Source organism: Bacillus sp. AFS012607 (genome assembly GCF_002558005.1).
Taxonomy (GTDB): domain Bacteria; phylum Bacillota; class Bacilli; order Bacillales; family Bacillaceae_G; genus Bacillus_A; species Bacillus_A thuringiensis_S.
This window is the reverse complement of record NZ_NTVM01000010.1, coordinates 293,176-309,886: the sequence shown is the minus strand read 5'-3', so window position 1 is coordinate 309,886 and position 16,711 is coordinate 293,176. Positions and strand designations below refer to the sequence as shown.

The following is a 16,711-nucleotide window of genomic DNA, read 5'->3' as shown; positions in this document are numbered from 1 at the left end:
CGCTAAAAAAGTTTACCTACCTTTGCAAAAAAAATAGCACTTAAAAAGTGCTATTCTGCTCTCCTTGCCGCTTGCTGAATTGGGTCCCAAACGCTGTTATATGGTGGTGCATAACTTAAATCGACATCTTCTAAATCATGAATGCTCATTTTATTGAAAAGTGCCATCGCGATCACATCAATACGTTTATCTACGCCTTCTTCTCCAATTACTTGCCCGCCCAACAATTGTTTCGTATCAGAGCGATATAGTAGTTTCAAGTAAAGTGGTTTTGCATTTGGATAATAGCCCGCCATATTTGTAGAATCTACTTTGACCGTTTTATACGGGATATGTAGCCCTTTTGCTTCTTTTTCATTTAAGCCTGTTCTTGCGAACGTCAAATCCATAAATTTAATAATACCTGTGCCTAACGTACCTTTAAATGCTCTTCGTTTATCAAGCATATTCAGTCCAGCAAGTCGCCCTTGTTTATTAGCAGTCGTTCCGAGCGGGATATGATCATGAATTTCCTTTATAACGTGGTAATGTGTTGCGCAATCACCGGCTGCATATACGTCTTGCACATTCGTTTGCATATATGCATTTACTTCGATTGCCCCTTTATAATTTGTACGTATATTTGTTCCTTCAAGAAAATCAGTATTCGGCTTCACTCCAACCGATACTAAAACAAGATCTGCTTTATACGTACCTTTATCCGTTTCAATTTGTTCCACTCTTTCATTTCCTTTAAATGCTTTCACATTTTCATTCGTTAAAATTTCAATATTGTGTTTATCTGCTTCTTTATGTATATATTCAGCCATATCTGCATCATAAATCGTACCGATATGATCATTTCGCTCAATCATTCTTACTTTCTTACCAAGTTCGACGAATGTTTCTGCCATCTCCAGTCCAATCGCACCACCGCCAATAATGGTTACATCTTCAACTTTATTCGTTTCTAGCGTTTTTAATATACGCTCAGCATCTGGAATTGTTTTTAAAAGATGAACACCTTGCAAATCTCGACCTTCCCATTCTGGCATAACAGGACGCACTCCAGTTGCAATTAATAAACGATCGTACGGAAATTCAAAAACTTCTTTCGTCTTCGTATGCTCTGCGTACACCATTTTCTTTTCTGTATCTACTTTCGTTACTTCATGACGCACTTTCGCATCAATTCCATATTTCTCACGAAACGTCTTTACGTTGCGCGCGATTAACTTTTCAGTTGAAGCGATAACACCACTAATGACATACGGTAATCCACACTGAGCGTATGAATAAATTTCACCTTTTTCTAACGTTACAACATTTGCATTTTCATCGTTTCTAACAATTTGCATAGCTGCACTCATACCAGCTGCATCTCCGCCAATAATGACATAGTTCACTTTACCACTCCTTCTTTTTTACATACTCTTTACGTTTTCCATATTTTATAGAAATAACACCTACTTCCATTGTAAAGAAAGAGGATTTTATCTTCAAATTTGGTGCACAAACCTATGCTTTAATAGGTAGCCGTCGTGTCTTATAAACAACATGTTTAATATGCTATAACAGTTACTATTGAAAGTAGGTGAAATATATGTGCGCCGGCCTTCTCGCCCAGCTTCCAGATGAACCGCAAGAACCAAAAGAACCGAAACCCGCCCTCTCACTTGACCAAGAATTTTCCATTAATGCGACAATATACAGCGCTCGTGCCTGGTTATCTAACGATGATACGTTTGCGCAAGATATTTGGAAAGCTACCCAATTCGCTTCAGCATCACATGCTGGCAAGTCTATCTTTCCAGTCGGTTCAGTTAAAATTCTGAACTTCTCTGACGATACAATAACTGTTACTGCTTCACCAGAATCAGATCATGCGCTCAAAATAGTCGTACCCCCCCATTCCGAGGCAGCCCTAACATCTGGTCCTTTATCACATATACAAGCTAGTACATCAGGAGGATCAAGTAAAGTCACATTTCTCTTTCACATCTTTTTCTCAAGGGATCCTGGTTCAGATAAATAACCATAAAAAAGGTACAGTTATGCACTGTACCTTTTTCACATGTTTATTCTCTTGATTTGATGAGTTCAACATTATAAGTTTCAATATCTGTTAGCTTTCCTGTAAAATATGGATTTTCTCTATACCAAGATTGTTTTGAAAAATACGTTTGCATATCTTTCGTCTGAAAAATATGTCCATGCCTTGCATATATTTCATTTCTAGCAATTTTCAACTGTTCTTTCGATAAATATGCTAAATCTGTACTCGTTAATTTTCGAATATCACTATCTGGGAAAATGAAACCATTATATACATACGGAGTGGTAGATGGCGGAGTAACATTATAAACAACTGTTTTTTCTGTACTTTTCTTTTGAAATGGAAGATTATAAGACGGAAGTGCCGTTACCGTTTCTACCTTCGTCGTTTCCCTTCCATTTTCTCCATTTCGTTCTAAATAAATCGTCGTACTTCCATCAGTCGCTATAGGCCCCCATGTAATTTCTTCTCCTGCCAGTGCTGTAACTGGTTTTTGATTTACGTACAATGTTGCACCAGGCGCGTTCGTTTGAACTGTAATATATTGACCTTGCAACGTTAAATCTATCATTACGTTATTTTGGCTTTGTTTCATAAGTACAACCTTTTCCTCACGCGATAGTTTTACATAATCATTTTTATATTCTGATTGAAACACTTGATTGCCCGGAAGAAACGGCCCATATTGCTTCTCAAACTTTTTGTCATCTGTCTTATCAATTTCTTTTCCGTTCATTTTTAACGATACGCCTTTTTCATTTGTAAGCAAAGTGGTATAGTACGTCTTCACTTTCAATTTATACCGATCAAATATAAAGAAATACTTTCCGTCTTTCGTTAACGAAAAATCAGCTCTTTCTATTCCGTCCCGTTGTTTTTCACCTTGTCTCAAATATTCTTTTAATTCATTCACATACGATGGATTTTCTTTTATATATGAAAATAGAGGCGTTAAACTCTCTTTTGTTATCATAACCGATTGATCATCTGCCGTAATGATCTCAGCTAATTTCTCTCCGTCCCTCTCTTGTAAAATCGTAATCATCCGATCTACTTGTGCCACCTGCGTATAATACGATGATCCGTACAAATATAATCCAATAATCGCTATAACAAATAGTGCTAACAGTGTAATGCCAACCTTTGCACCACCGCTCATGTTCTTCTTTACTACAGGACTTCCCCTCTTCGTCCCGCAGTTTTGACAAAATTGCACACCATCTTCAAACTGAATTCCGCACTTTGTACATACATTCATCCAGTCAACCACCTTTTCATTAGAAGCCAGTTATTCCCTGTGTTAAGGCTTGAATTATCGTGCTAATGTAAGACCAAAGTACAATAAATGTTGCAATTCCAATTAAAACATTTGCAATAATAAGTGTGTACACGAGATCTAATCCGCCATTGTCTAGCTTTAATATGGCTACAGTTATACTAATCCCTATATAAGTTGCAGCTACCGATAATAATATCGGTAAGAAAAAGATTAATAAGAAACTAAAAAGAAAAGAAAGGACTAATATAGCAATAGCCGGCGTCGCTAGCGTTCCCCATATACCGAATACTTCAAGAAACGAAAAAGATGATTTCATCATCTTACCACTTACAAAAATAATAAATCCGACAAATAAAGTTAAAATTAATAAAAAGAAAAAGACCGTTATAGATTCTACAAAAAATGTGGGAGTAGATATATCTGGTGCAAATGTTCTCGTAACTGCTGATGCTGCACTCATCATTCTATAAAAAATACATGCTCCTAAAAAACAAATAAGAACAAGACTTACAATTCCATTTCTTACTTCAATCGTGCCGCTTTTCATAATCGCTGTCGGTGCTTGTAATGCATGTTTAAAAAATTGAAAATAGCCGCTCGCAAACCGCTTCGCTTGCTCTACCGTTTCATTTGGCCGAGTTTCCTTTACTTGTGCCGCGCGTGCTTGTTCCGGCCCTTCTTCTTGACCACTACTTGCCACTACTTCTTCCGTTAACGAATGTCCACAATTCCCGCAAAACTTTGCCTCTGCTGCATTTTCTGTATGACATGACGGACATTTCATTCTCTCATCCCTCCTTAAGCATATACCATATAGGGTGTTACAAATTCAATATATGACTTTGTACATAAAACATGACTACAAGAAAAAGATTCTGAAATCCTTCTTTCAAAAGAAATTATATATGCTAGCAATCTTGAAAAATAATGCTATTATGAAACAGAACAAATAACATTTTTAACAGATTGGATGAAAGACAATGGAATTGGTAAACTCAATTTTTCAAATACTCCTTACAAGCGTAATCCAATTATTTTCCTTAATTGGCGTTATCATTGTAATTGGATTTCTATTAGGTTATTTAGAATCACTAACACGAATGTATTGGTCGAGGGCTTTCGGAAGAAAAGGATTCCTTTTAACGGCGTGGATTGGTGTTCCGATCCACGAACTTGGACATGCCATTATGTGCGTACTGTTCCGTCATAAAATTGTAGCAACGCAGTTTTTCCCAACAGATACAAGTCAAGGAGCATTAGGTTACGTACAACATCAATACAATCAAAAAAGTGTGTATCAACGAATTGGGAATTTCTTCATCGGCATCGGGCCTATTATTTCTGGTATTACTGCATTAATCCTTTTAATGCGCTATTTCGTACCAGAATCATATTTTTTATTTAATACAACTCTCGAAAAAACGATCGCTTCTACTTCTATTAATGTAGAAATGATTCAAAACATGCTCTTGTCGACGTTTGTATTATTGAAAAGCTTATTTACAATCGGCAATTTATTGAATCCTTCCTTTTGGTTATTTTTATTTATCGCCATTTGTATTTCCGCACATATCGCTTTAAGTAAACCAGACATTAAAGGATCAATAGACGGAGTTATCGTCATGTTTATCGTTTTATTTTTATTCAACATCATAGCGGGACTGTTTCAATACGACAGTAACCAGCTAATTGGACAGGTTATGAAATATAATATGTATCTCATTGCGTTTTCTAGTGTAGCACTGCTTTTCTCTTGTCTTTCTACACTCGTTAGTTTTTCGTTTTATAAAATAAGAAGAGGGCGTTCTTTTTGAACGCCCTCTTCTTATTAATTATTCCCCTTATAATCACAATGCTCAACAGGCACACGAGCATGCCCTTCTTCATCGGTACACCATGACTGTGATTGGAATGCAAGAAAGATACCAATCCATTCTTCTTCCTTTTCAAAGTGAATGAGTATCCCTCCGTCTTGCCATATGCCATTATCACCTTTCCATTTCTCTACATTCCCTTGATTCATGTGAATATCATGTATACCGTTTCCTGGTTTGAAATGAAAATAGGAATCTGGTGTGTTTTCTTCTGGTCCCCATCTTTCACCAAACGCGTAAATAATCGCTTTTTCTTCTATCGCTCGCTTTATATAACGTTCTATTTTTTCGTTTAAATCATTATCTGCTCCTGCTTTTTCGGGAGGCAAAGGAATCATTTGTTTTGAATCAAATAGATTTCCTCTTACATAATCTAAAGCCACTTTCGGTTCATTGTTTTTTATTTCTGTAAAACCGAATGGTAATGTCGGTAAAATATGAATCGCTTCTGATTTAATATTGTTACTCGCAAAATATAAAACTTCTGACGGATAACTTTGCGATTTTACGTTAATTGCAATACGATAATCTACTCCTACTTCATCTTGTAAATGAACTTGATAATGAGGTGTTTTCCCTTTTCCAATCTTTGATTGTATAACTGTACCTTTTAACACACCGTAGTTTTTTAGGGGCATACATTTCATCTCCTATTCATCTAAAATCGGCAAGGATACCCCCTACTTCAATCGTGTGAAGGGCGATAGCCCAACGATAAGTGGGGGAGGAATTGCCGGCAGATACGGTATGGTACGTTAAAAATCCTAAGATTCTGTACCATATCAAGTATCTGAAACTTCCACCTTGCCTCCTACTTTCTCTACTTAAGTTGTTTGCTTTCACTAAAAATCTGTTACAATTTAATTTGTGAAAGGCGGTGAAAATAATGCCTACAATTACTGCAAAAATACAAATCCATGTTTCCGATAATCAAGCTGAAAGTCTAAAGATAACAACGAACGCTTACCGCAAGGCTTGTAATTGGTTATCAAAACACATATTTGAAACAAAGAACCTTAATCAAGTAAATCTCAATAACTTATATTATTCTGATTTGCGAAATCAATTTAGGTTAAAAAGTCAAATGGCTCAATCTGTGATGAAAACTGTAATTGCTCGTTACAAGTCGGCTAAATCAAATGGACATGAATGGTCTTTGATTGACTTCAAACTTGCAGAATATGATTTAGTCTGGAATCGAGATTATTCACTAACCAAAAACCAATTTAGTGTAAACACGCTTGAAGGTCGCCTAAAACTAAATTATGAGCGTAAGGCTATGAAGAAATACTTCAACAGCACTTGGAAATTTGGTACTGCTAAATTAGTGCATAAGTACAAAAAGTGGTTCTTACATATCCCGATGACAAAAGAGTACCAAACATTAGATTTCGCAGATGTAAACAACATCGTTGGTGTTGATTTAGGAATCAACTTCCTTGCAACCACTTATGATAGTCAGGGCAAAACAACCTTCTACAACGGAAATATTGTTAAACATAAGCGTGGTAAATTTAAAGCTACTCGTAAGCAATTACAAACACGACAAACACCATCTTCTCGTAAGAAAATAAAACAAATTGGCTCAAGAGAAAACCGTTATGTAACTGATGTAAACCATCAAATTACAAAGGCACTCGTTGAGGCATACCCTAGAGGTACTATGTTTGTTTTAGAAGACTTAACAGGGGTTCGTTCTGCGACAGAGAAAGTACGAGTGAAAAACCGCTATGTTTCTGTATCTTGGGCTTTCTATCAGTTCCGTCAAATGCTTGAGTATAAAGCTGAATTGAATGGACAAAAGGTAATTGTGGTAGACCCCAAATATACTTCCCAAACTTGCCCTAAGTGCGGAAACATTGAAAAAGCGAATCGTAATAAAAAGCTACACACTTTTAAGTGTAAAAATTGCCAATACCAATCAAATGATGACCGTATTGGTGCGATGAATCTACACCGTAAGGGAATTAAGCATATCAGTGTAGTTACCACAGGAGTATAGCTCTTGTGGTAGGGGCGAAGTCAACCGTCCTTATGCTCCACCATACTAAGGTAGGAGAGCATTGCTCGTTCGTACTACTGGGTAGGAATAAGCGTAGTTGCTCTCTATGAGGGTAGAAGCACTGTCGAACTCCGACAGACGCAAGCCCCCACTTCAAACGACCCGTAAGGGTGTTAAGTGGCGGGTTGTTGACTTAGTAGAAGCTTTTCATATTTAAAACATTATCCATTCATAAAAAAAATCCTCCTATGTTAGGAGGATTTTTAATTTCTCAACATATACCAAACAATAACCTCTACCACTACAAGCAAAACCGCACCAAAGATCATTAACGTCGTCTTCTTTAATAGTTCATTTTCACGGTAAGGGATATTACATAAGTAAGCACCTAGTGTAATCCGTGATGGACAAGCGATTGTCGCTACTGATGATGCGGTGTTTTGAAGTGTTGTGACATATTGCCACGGGAGTGCTACGTTTTGTGCGGTTTGCATTTGTAGTTTTATAAACATTGCATTTGATCCTGCGTTACTACCTGTTAAAAATCCACCAATAGCGCCAATAAACGGCGCAACGAAAACGAAAAAGGTTCCAAATGTATCACCAGCTGTCTTTGCGAGTAATGAATGCATGCCTGATGCACCCATTAGTTCTGAAATGGCGATAAACATTGTCGTCGTAATAGCAAATGGAATCCATTGTTTGATCGTTTGTGAGAATGATTGTTTAATAATATTAGACGGGATGCGGAAGAAAATAATAGTAAATAAGCAAGTCATACCGAGCCAAAATCCTGGTGAATATAGTAACTCTAGTTTATAAGAGTATGATTTCAAATCAAGAACCGCATATGATCTGAACAAATCATGTAATGCTGGAACGAGGCGAGAAAGTAAAATACAAACTGTTAGAAATATATAAGGGCTAATAATTTTTATAATGGATACTTCTCTCTCCGTTGCAGCGGCATGTTCTGTTATAAGATTTTGCCCACTTTTTCCTTTTAATTTAATGATAAGAAAGCCAAATGTAATCGTAACGATAGAACTTAATATCCCGGCTAGTTCAACACTTACGTACGCATTAGAAAGATATATTCCGAGAGAAAATAATAGAAAGAACCCTACTCCTTCTTTCCACTTTTCTATAACCGCTTGCCAGCCGCCAACAACGTGTAAAGAAAGAATAACGAAGTAAGCAAACATCGGAATACTTAATAGCGCTGTATTTGTACCAAGTGTTGTAAGAGGCATATTTATTAGCTGCGAACCGATAATCGTACCCGTTGCCATTGCGCCCCATGAACTAGCTAGTAAGCCGATGAATGAGAGCAGTACAGCTTGAAATGGTTTATAGCCTAGCGAAAGAAAAATAGGTGCTGCAACCATGAATCCAATACCAAATCCACTTACTGATTCAATAAGCGGACAAATGCCAAAACACATAAGCAGCATTTGTAATAAGCGATCATGTGTGATTTCTTCTAAAAAACGTGCTACTTGATCGATGTATCCCATTTTGTTCATGAGGTGAAATAAAAAAATACCGAAAAATAAAACGTACCCGACAATAAAACAAATTAACCATCCTTTAATCGTTGCGTGCACAGTTTCACTTATCCCTAATCGAAACGTTGGCGAGAGTAAAACGATTCCGACAGACACTGCATAAGAAATTAACGAGGATCTTAATGACGTTTGTTTAAATAAAAATAAACAAATGAAAATCATCATAATTGGGATAAGTGCCAACAATATGGCCATGTTATCATCTCATTTCGTTTAAAATACAATTTTTAACTATTATATAACAGATGACATAATTTTCAATTGTTTTTACAACAGATTCAAAAAAGGAGCCGTTTGGCCCCTTTTCATTCACCCCATTTTCTATTATTCTGAAAAACTGTCTGCTGCCCAATTATTTTTTCTAACACAACAAACACAATGTAAGTACATATTGCTTGCAATATAATATTCCAAAATTTCATTAATGTAAATGAATGAATCCGTAGAAATAATTCGTTTAATAATACAATCGAAACGATACTAAATAATTCTATACTAATCGAAAATAGACATATTTCTAAAATAGACTGTTCTTGAATGCGATTTAAGTTGGAAAAGATAAATACATATCCTAAAAATAGAGCCATCAACTCTATTTTCGCCATGCTAATGAGCCAAGCGTATAGTGGTATAGTTAAAAGAAGATACAGTAATTTGCGTCTTAGCATGCCTTCTCACCTCTGAATTAAATGTATTTTCTGTATATTTTAACATTTATTACGCAAAACAAAAAGAAGAGACTTACGCCTCTTCTTTTTGTTTTGTTGCATATATTAATTCACATATTTCTTCTCGTTTTTCATTTTCTAAAAGCTCAATGATCTTACTTCCAACAACAACTCCGTCACATATTGTAACCATTTCTTCTACATGTTCTTTTGTTGAAATACCGAATCCTGCGACTACTGGTAAGTTGACGTGTGATTTTACTTTTTCTAAGTAACTACGAATCTCCTCTTTAAAGTTTTGACGTACTCCCGTTACGCCCGCTACTGTAACAGCGTAGACGAATCCTTCTGATTCACTCGTAATTTTTTCGATTCGCTCAATTGGGCTCGTTACGGTAACGAGTGGAATTAGCGCAATGTTTGCCTCTCGAAGTAACGGCGCAATAATATTTTGTTCTTCATATGGTAAGTCTGGAATGATGATGCCGTCTACACCTGCTTCTATGCAGTTTTCGATGAATCGTTCTTTTCCAAATGCGAGTACTGGATTTAAATATGTCATGAGTACAAACGGAATTTGCACTTCTTCCCTTACCTCTATTAATGCTTGAAAAATTCCTTTTACTGTTATACCGCTATCTAGCGCTCGCTTCCCTGCTCTTTGAATCGTTGGGCCATCTGCAACTGGATCTGAAAACGGGATACCAATTTCAACGATGCTTGCTCCTGCTTCGTCTAGAAAACGAATTCTTTCTTTTAATTTCTCAAGTCCACCATCTCCGCCCATTACGTACGGAATAAATGCTTTCTTACCATTTTCAAACGCTGCTTTAATTTTTTCTACTCCCATTTTTCACACCTCTTCCATATAACGTTTTATACTCTCTACATCTTTATCACCGCGGCCTGATAAGCAAATGACAAGTCCTTCGTCTTTCTTCATTTGCGGCGCTAATTTTAATGCATATGCGACAGCATGTGAGCTTTCTAAAGCCGGAATAATTCCTTCTTTTTTCGTTAATAATTGAAATGCTTCTAACGCTTCATCATCAGTAATTGAATGATAAGAAACGCGGCCAATATCTTTTAGCAAGCTATGTTCTGGACCAACACCTGGATAATCGAGTCCTGCTGAAATAGAGTGCGCTTCTTGAATTTGCCCTTCTTCGTTTTGCAGAAGATACATCATTGATCCGTGTAAAACACCGACGCTTCCTTTCGTTAAAGTTGCTGCATGCTTTTCTGTATGAACGCCTTTCCCTGCTGCTTCTACGCCGTAAAGAGCGACCTCTTCATCGTGTACGAACGGATAAAACATGCCCATCGCATTACTACCACCGCCAATACAAGCAACGACTGCTTCTGGTAACTTTCCTTCTAACGCCTCATATTGTTTTTTCGTTTCATTTCCAATTACACTTTGGAAATCACGGACAATTTGCGGGAATGGATGTGGCCCGAGAACGGATCCCATAATGTAGTGTGTATCGTGCACGTGTGAAACCCAGTAGCGAAGCGCCTCGTTCACTGCATCTTTTAATGTGCCGCTACCTGCCGCTACACTTTCTACTTTCGCTCCGAGTAATTCCATTCGGAACACATTTAATTTTTGACGTCTCACATCTTCCTCTCCCATAAAGATGACGCATTCTAATCCGAGTAGGGCACATACAGTAGCAGTTGCCACTCCGTGTTGTCCTGCTCCTGTTTCAGCGACAACTTTTTTCTTGCCCATTCGTACTGCAAGTAGTGCCTGACCGATTGTATTGTTAATTTTATGAGCTCCTGTATGGTTCAAATCTTCACGTTTTAAATAAATCTTTGCACCACCGCAATACTTCGTCATATTTTCAGCGAAATAAAGCGGTGTTTCCCTTCCAACGTACGTTTTTAAATAATGATTTAATTCCTTTTGAAACGCTTCATCTTGCATCGCTTCTTTATATGCTTCTTCTAGTTCTAATACAGATTGCATTAACGTTTCTGGAACGTATCGTCCTCCGTATATACCGTAGTGACCTTTTTCATCTGGATATGCGTAGTTCATTTGGAACACTCCTTCGATTTTATAATAAATTGTTTTATTTTCTTTAGATCTTTCTTTCCTTCTGTCTCTACTCCGCTACTTACATCGACCATATATGGCCGAACAGTTCGAATTGCTTCTTCTATGTTAAGGATGTTTAATCCACCAGCTAATATCGTTTTCTTTCGCAACTCTTTTGGCATATGCCCAAGTAATTCCCATGAAAATGTCTTTCCATTTCCTCCATGAAACTTTTCTTTCGGGCTATCAAACAATATATAATCCGTTTCATATGCTTGAGCGCTTTTCATATCACTCTCTGAAGTTACTCCTAGCGATTTTATAGACGGAATATTCAATCTTCTAATTTGATGATTCTCTTCATCCCCATGTAGTTGCACATGCGTTAACCCGCACTCATCTGCAATCTTCTGAATCACTTCAACTGATTCATTTACGAAAACCCCGATTTTTAATACGTGTGCTGGAAGCTCCCCAATAATTTCTTTCGCTAGCCCCAGAGTAATTTTCCGCTTACTTTCTGCAAAAACAAATCCGATTGCATCTGCTCCGTATTCGCAAGCACATTTTGCTGTTTCAACATCAGTAATACCACAAATTTTCACTTTCATATATTCACCTTACAATCTTCAAAAAAGCTACTAATAGAAGATGATGTCATAAGTGCCTCTCCAACTAATACACCTTTTGCTCCAGCTCTTTTAACGCGGGTAATATCTTCTTTTGAATGAATGCCACTTTCACTAATCCAAAGTAATTTCTCCTCATTCAATCGTTTTCCTAACTTTTCAGTTTGGCTTAAATCTACTTCGAACGTTTTTAAATTACGATTATTAATGCCAATAACATGTGGATTTAGTTGGATCGCAGTTTCTAATTCCTGTTCATCATGAACTTCAACAATCGCTTCCAATCCTTTTTCTAACACGTAGCTATACAACTCTTTTAACTTTTCTTTCGTTAACGCTGCTACGATTAGTAAAATAATATCTGCTCCCGTTTCATACGCTCTATCGATTTGAATCTTATCGATTATGAAATCTTTACATAAAAGCGGAATGTTACTTTCTTCTCTTGCTGTTTGTAAATCGTGAAACGATCCTTTAAAAAATTGACCATCTGTTAAAACAGATACTGCTCCTGCCCCGCAGTCTTCATATGTTCCCACTTGTTTTCGTACGTCAACGTGTAAATTGATATCTCCTTTTGATGGTGATGCTCGCTTTACTTCTGCAATGACAGTAAACTGCTGTAACGCTTCTACAAGTGAATGTGTCTTTCTTTTTGTTTTGACTGGTGTATACGTTTCATATAACTCCGCAACTTCCTTTTTCTTCTGTTCTACAATTTTATCTAAAATCGTCCCCACTTTAGTTCACCCTTTCTAATTTTTCGTTGCTTGCTGCAATTAATAAGTTTAATTTGGTTAATGCTTTTCCAGAGTCAATGCTATGTGTTGCTAGTTTAATTCCTTCTTCAATCGTTTCTGTTTTTCCATTTGCAAAAAGGGCTAGACCTGCATTTAATAACACTGTATCGCGGTAAACACTCTTTTCTCCACTCAATACGCCGACTGTAATCTTTGCATTTTCTTGTGAATTCCCCCCTCTAATTTCTTCATTTTTCACTCTTGAAAAACCATAATTTTCTGGATCAATATTCATTTCTACTATTTCATTATCTTTTAAAAGGACTACTTGATTTTCCCCTTGTAATGACGCTTCATCTAAAAAACCACTTCCATTTACGACAAGCGCTTGTTTCCGGCCTAACTTTTGTAATACTTGTGCAACTGGTAATAACATATCTCGTTTATAAATACCGACAAATTGTGTTTCTAAATTCACTGGATTTGTTAAAGGACCAATTAAATTAAAGATTGTCGGCACGTTTAACTCTTTTCTTATTTTCATAATGCGCCTTAGTGCTGGATGCATTGCTGGTGCAAATAAGAAGGCAATGCCCACATGCTCTAGTAAATAATCAATCTCGTTTGGCGTACTACTAATATTTACACCTAGTTCTTCTAATAAGTCTGCACTTCCTGTTTTACTAGAAACGGCACGATTACCATGTTTTGCAACCTTTACACCTGCTCCTGCCAGTACGAATGCTGATGTTGTGCTAATATTAAACGTTTGAGCACCGTCACCACCCGTCCCGCAATTGTCCATTGCTCCTTGTATATGGTTCGAAAACGGCAATGCCTTTTCGCGAAGAGCTCGAACGAGACCGTATATTTCTTCTGCAGTTTCACCTTTCGCTTTCAGTAAGACTAAGAAAGCTGCAATTTCACTTTCTAATATGTTTTCACTTAATAAAAGTAGTCCTGCTTTATACATTTCCTCTTCTGTTAAATGTTGACCCTCCACTAATTTACGAAGATAGTTATTCATACTCTTTCCTCCTCTTTTACTTCTGTTAAAAAGGCACGTATTAACTTTCCGCCTTCTTCTGTTGCGATTGATTCCGGATGAAACTGTAATCCGAAGAGCGGATAATAATTGTGACAGACTGCCATTATTTCTCCGTCGTCCATCGCTGTCGCTAATATGTCAAAACAATCTGGCAAGCTCGTTTGCTCTGCAACAAGGGAATGATAGCGCATCGCCGTCAGCGGCTGTGTAACGTATGAAAAGATTGACGTTCCGTTATGTTTCACACGCGATGTTTTTCCGTGTTTAATACGTTCTGCTCTAACAATGTCTCCTCCAAATGCGGCTATGATCGCTTGGTGGCCAAGACAAATCCCTAATATGGGAACGTTCTTATAAAAATGACGAATCACTTCGATACAAATACCAGCATCCTCTGGTTTTCCTGGTCCTGGTGAAAGCACAATTCCTGTTGGATTCATCTCTTCTAGCTGTTCTATCGTTATTTGATCATTTCTTACGACTACAATATCTTCTTCGTATTCACCTAACAGTTGATACAAGTTATAAGTAAATGAATCATAATTATCAATTAGTACAATCATTTCATTACCTCCAATAGCGCTCTCGCTTTATTTAATGTTTCTTCATATTCAGCTACTGGATCTGAATCGTAAACGACTCCTGCTCCGGCCTGAACGTATGCTTTTTCATCCTTTACGACCATCGTTCGAATGGCAAGTGCCATATCAAGATTCCCTGAAAAACTAACGTATCCAACTGCTCCGGCGTATACGTTTCTTTTTTCATTCTCTAGCTCATTTATAATTTCCATCGCTCTAATTTTCGGAGCTCCAGAAACTGTCCCTGCTGGTAAGCAATACGCTAGCGCATCAAATCCGCTCGTTTGTTTTCGCAATGTTCCGTAAACTTCAGATACAATGTGCATAACGTGAGAATATTTTTCTACTTTCATATATTTATCTATCGTCACGGATCCAATTTCACTCACTCTGCCAATATCATTTCGCCCAAGATCTACAAGCATCATATGCTCCGCTCGTTCTTTCTCATCTTCCAACAGTTCTTTTTCGATTTCCTCATCTTCCCTCTTCGTTTTCCCCCTCGGCCTCGTACCAGCAATTGGATTCGTCATCACTTTATTCTCCCTTACTGATAGCAAACTTTCCGGTGAAGAACCGAGTACAACATAATCTTGAAAATCGATATAGAACATATATGGTGATGGATTTGCAATTCGAAGTTTTCGGTATAACGCGAATGGATCACCAATACATTCACTTTGCAAACGCTGTGACAGTACGACTTGGAATATGTCCCCAGCTCTTATATGTTCTTTCGCCATTTCTACCATCTCACAAAACTCTTTTTCCGTTATAGAAGAAGTGAATGATAATGTGGATTGTATTGCATTTACTTCAGCTTCTTCTCCTTGTAGCACTTCCTCTTTGTATACTCGTAGCCTTTCGTATACTTCCTCATAATCTGCTGAATCATCTTCCCTGCATACATATACAAACGACAACTTTTGGCGTAAATGATCGTAAACGATAAACTCACGATATAGTAAAAGGTGTACTTCCGGAATATTTAATGGGTCGTGTAAATCCGCTCCAATGTTTTCATACTGCCGAATGACATCATATCCAATATAACCAACTGCTCCTCCGCAAAATGGAAATGGGCTATCTACTTGTGATGATGCGATTACTTCTTCTAACACTTGTAGTACGTTACCTTTTAACTTTTCTGTTTGCCCATATATCATTCTTTCTACTTCCGTACCAACGCTTGTCACCTCTCCATAAGGATTACATCCTAAGTAAGAATAACGCCCTTTATCTTGATGAAGCTGTGAACTTTCTAATAAAAATTTCTTCTTCCCTTTCATACGTCTATATAAAGAAATTGGCGTAATGCTATCTCCTTCTTCTTCAGTGATTACTAAAAATGTCTTTCTCTCTCTTTTTTGTTTTATAAATTCTTCTTTCGTCATCATGTCCTTCACCTCACTCTGAAAAATAAAAAAGTCCCCTACATATCGAAAATATGTAGAGGACGATAAATATACCGCGGTACCACCTCGTGTTGGATGCAAAAGCATCCCGCTTTGTTCAGGTACAAAATTTATACCTTATCCTTGTAACGGCGGAACCCGGGTTGCCTACTGAAAATAATTGTTCAGCATACCTCTCGTAAGCCCATTCCGTATATGGCACCGTACCGGGCTCCCACCTATTCCCGGCTCTCTGTAACGTCTCCAATATACGTACTCTTCTTACTTAAACGATTTCATTTATTTAATTTTTTATACACAAAAAGGGAGTACTCATCCTATAGAAAGGACGGGTACTCCCGTGGTGCCACCTTAATTCGTTACAAATGTAACGCACTTTACCGTATCAAAAACAATACGTGTCTCTTGTATCGATGAGATCATGTCGCCAAAGCCTACTTCTTTCGTTTCGGTTTGGAAGCTCCGAAGCCCATTCCACATCAATTCCATACTGATTCGCACCAACCATCAGCTCTCTGACATGTTCATCATGTGTACTCTTCTTCATCAACGCTTGCATTTTTTTAAGTTGCACTCATTATAGACCTGACTTTTTTCACAAGTCAATACTTTTTTAAAAATTTTATTTTTCTTTCCTTTCAATATTATATTGACAAAACAACCTCTTTTTATGTAAATATAATAAATACTCTATTAAAAATAAGGTTTTTTGTATGAATATTATATATTAAAAAAGTAAAATCACATCAAAAAACGCTTACATTTCTGAAAATTCATATTTCTATATGGATTTTTCAGAATAATCATGATAGATTATAAAGTGAA

16 protein-coding genes and 2 other annotated features are annotated in these 16,711 nt (G+C 37.1%); of the genes, 3 read left to right on the top strand and 13 right to left on the bottom strand.

All coding sequences use genetic code 11. The annotated features are described in order from the left end of the window. Positions 1 to 50: 50 nt before the first annotated feature. A complete protein-coding gene (locus CN409_RS11975; protein WP_097982088.1) occupies positions 51 to 1,385 on the bottom strand; it encodes a CoA-disulfide reductase in 1,335 nt (444 codons plus the stop codon). Between the two features lie 197 nt (positions 1,386 to 1,582). Between CN409_RS11975 and CN409_RS11965 the strand changes: the two genes are divergently transcribed. Beyond that, positions 1,583 to 2,014: a hypothetical protein gene (locus CN409_RS11965; protein WP_000332402.1), complete on the top strand. Its 432-nt coding sequence runs from the start codon at positions 1,583 to 1,585 to the stop codon at positions 2,012 to 2,014. Between the two features lie 43 nt (positions 2,015 to 2,057). On the opposite strand, the gene CN409_RS11960 is transcribed toward CN409_RS11965, so the two are convergent. Together CN409_RS11960 and CN409_RS11955 are read right to left on the bottom strand one after the other, a co-directional pair. Further along, on the bottom strand, positions 2,058 to 3,293 hold the full coding sequence (locus tag CN409_RS11960; protein ID WP_001099914.1) for a TcaA 3rd/4th domain-containing protein: 1,236 nt from the start codon (positions 3,291 to 3,293) through the stop codon (positions 2,058 to 2,060). A gap of 19 nt (positions 3,294 to 3,312) precedes the next feature. Next, a complete protein-coding gene (locus tag CN409_RS11955; RefSeq protein WP_000650096.1) occupies positions 3,313 to 4,098 on the bottom strand; it encodes a zinc ribbon domain-containing protein in 786 nt (261 codons plus the stop codon). A gap of 196 nt (positions 4,099 to 4,294) precedes the next feature. Between CN409_RS11955 and CN409_RS11950 the strand changes: the two genes are divergently transcribed. After that, positions 4,295 to 5,128 (top strand): hypothetical protein, encoded by an 834-nt coding sequence (locus CN409_RS11950; protein WP_000424512.1) that lies wholly within the window; start codon positions 4,295 to 4,297, stop codon positions 5,126 to 5,128. Positions 5,129 to 5,142: 14 nt separating this feature from the next. On the opposite strand, the gene CN409_RS11945 is transcribed toward CN409_RS11950, so the two are convergent. Next, positions 5,143 to 5,826: a DUF2278 family protein gene (locus CN409_RS11945; protein ID WP_001128581.1), complete on the bottom strand. Its 684-nt coding sequence runs from the start codon at positions 5,824 to 5,826 to the stop codon at positions 5,143 to 5,145. A gap of 248 nt (positions 5,827 to 6,074) precedes the next feature. Between CN409_RS11945 and CN409_RS11940 the strand changes: the two genes are divergently transcribed. Beyond that, entirely contained in the window at positions 6,075 to 7,190 is a 1,116-nt protein-coding gene (locus CN409_RS11940; protein ID WP_001142359.1) for an RNA-guided endonuclease InsQ/TnpB family protein, read from the top strand. A 263-nt stretch (positions 7,191 to 7,453) separates the two neighbouring features. On the opposite strand, the gene CN409_RS11935 is transcribed toward CN409_RS11940, so the two are convergent. The 9 genes from CN409_RS11935 to trpE form a co-directional block, all read right to left on the bottom strand. Then, positions 7,454 to 8,953: an L-lactate permease gene (locus tag CN409_RS11935; RefSeq protein ID WP_000996271.1), complete on the bottom strand. Its 1,500-nt coding sequence runs from the start codon at positions 8,951 to 8,953 to the stop codon at positions 7,454 to 7,456. A 110-nt stretch (positions 8,954 to 9,063) separates the two neighbouring features. Beyond that, complete coding sequence (locus CN409_RS11930) at positions 9,064 to 9,426, bottom strand: DUF4029 domain-containing protein (protein WP_086389846.1); 363 nt, start codon at positions 9,424 to 9,426, stop codon at positions 9,064 to 9,066. 73 nt (positions 9,427 to 9,499) lie between these two features. Further along, complete coding sequence (gene trpA / locus CN409_RS11925) at positions 9,500 to 10,276, bottom strand: tryptophan synthase subunit alpha (RefSeq protein WP_000537822.1); 777 nt, start codon at positions 10,274 to 10,276, stop codon at positions 9,500 to 9,502. Between the two features lie 3 nt (positions 10,277 to 10,279). Further along, complete coding sequence (gene trpB / locus CN409_RS11920) at positions 10,280 to 11,473, bottom strand: tryptophan synthase subunit beta (RefSeq protein ID WP_001105026.1); 1,194 nt, start codon at positions 11,471 to 11,473, stop codon at positions 10,280 to 10,282. Beyond that, on the bottom strand, positions 11,470 to 12,084 hold the full coding sequence (locus CN409_RS11915) for a phosphoribosylanthranilate isomerase (protein ID WP_086389845.1): 615 nt from the start codon (positions 12,082 to 12,084) through the stop codon (positions 11,470 to 11,472). The genes trpB and CN409_RS11915 overlap by 4 nt, the downstream gene beginning before the upstream one ends. After that, positions 12,081 to 12,842, bottom strand: a complete 762-nt coding sequence (trpC, locus tag CN409_RS11910; RefSeq protein ID WP_000536711.1) for an indole-3-glycerol phosphate synthase TrpC — start codon at positions 12,840 to 12,842, stop codon at positions 12,081 to 12,083. The genes CN409_RS11915 and trpC overlap by 4 nt, the downstream gene beginning before the upstream one ends. Position 12,843: 1 nt before the next feature. After that, positions 12,844 to 13,869 (bottom strand): anthranilate phosphoribosyltransferase, encoded by a 1,026-nt coding sequence (trpD, locus tag CN409_RS11905; protein WP_001067363.1) that lies wholly within the window; start codon positions 13,867 to 13,869, stop codon positions 12,844 to 12,846. Continuing rightward, positions 13,866 to 14,453, bottom strand: coding sequence for an aminodeoxychorismate/anthranilate synthase component II (locus CN409_RS11900; RefSeq protein ID WP_063675109.1), 588 nt, complete (start codon positions 14,451 to 14,453; stop codon positions 13,866 to 13,868). The genes trpD and CN409_RS11900 overlap by 4 nt, the downstream gene beginning before the upstream one ends. Continuing rightward, positions 14,450 to 15,868, bottom strand: a complete 1,419-nt coding sequence (gene trpE, locus CN409_RS11895; RefSeq protein ID WP_002083083.1) for an anthranilate synthase component I — start codon at positions 15,866 to 15,868, stop codon at positions 14,450 to 14,452. Before trpE ends, CN409_RS11900 begins: the two co-directional genes overlap by 4 nt. 52 nt (positions 15,869 to 15,920) lie before the next feature. Beyond that, positions 15,921 to 16,165, bottom strand: a binding site (T-box leader). Positions 16,166 to 16,207: 42 nt separating this feature from the next. Further along, positions 16,208 to 16,445: a binding site (T-box leader), on the bottom strand. Positions 16,446 to 16,711: the final 266 nt, after the last annotated feature.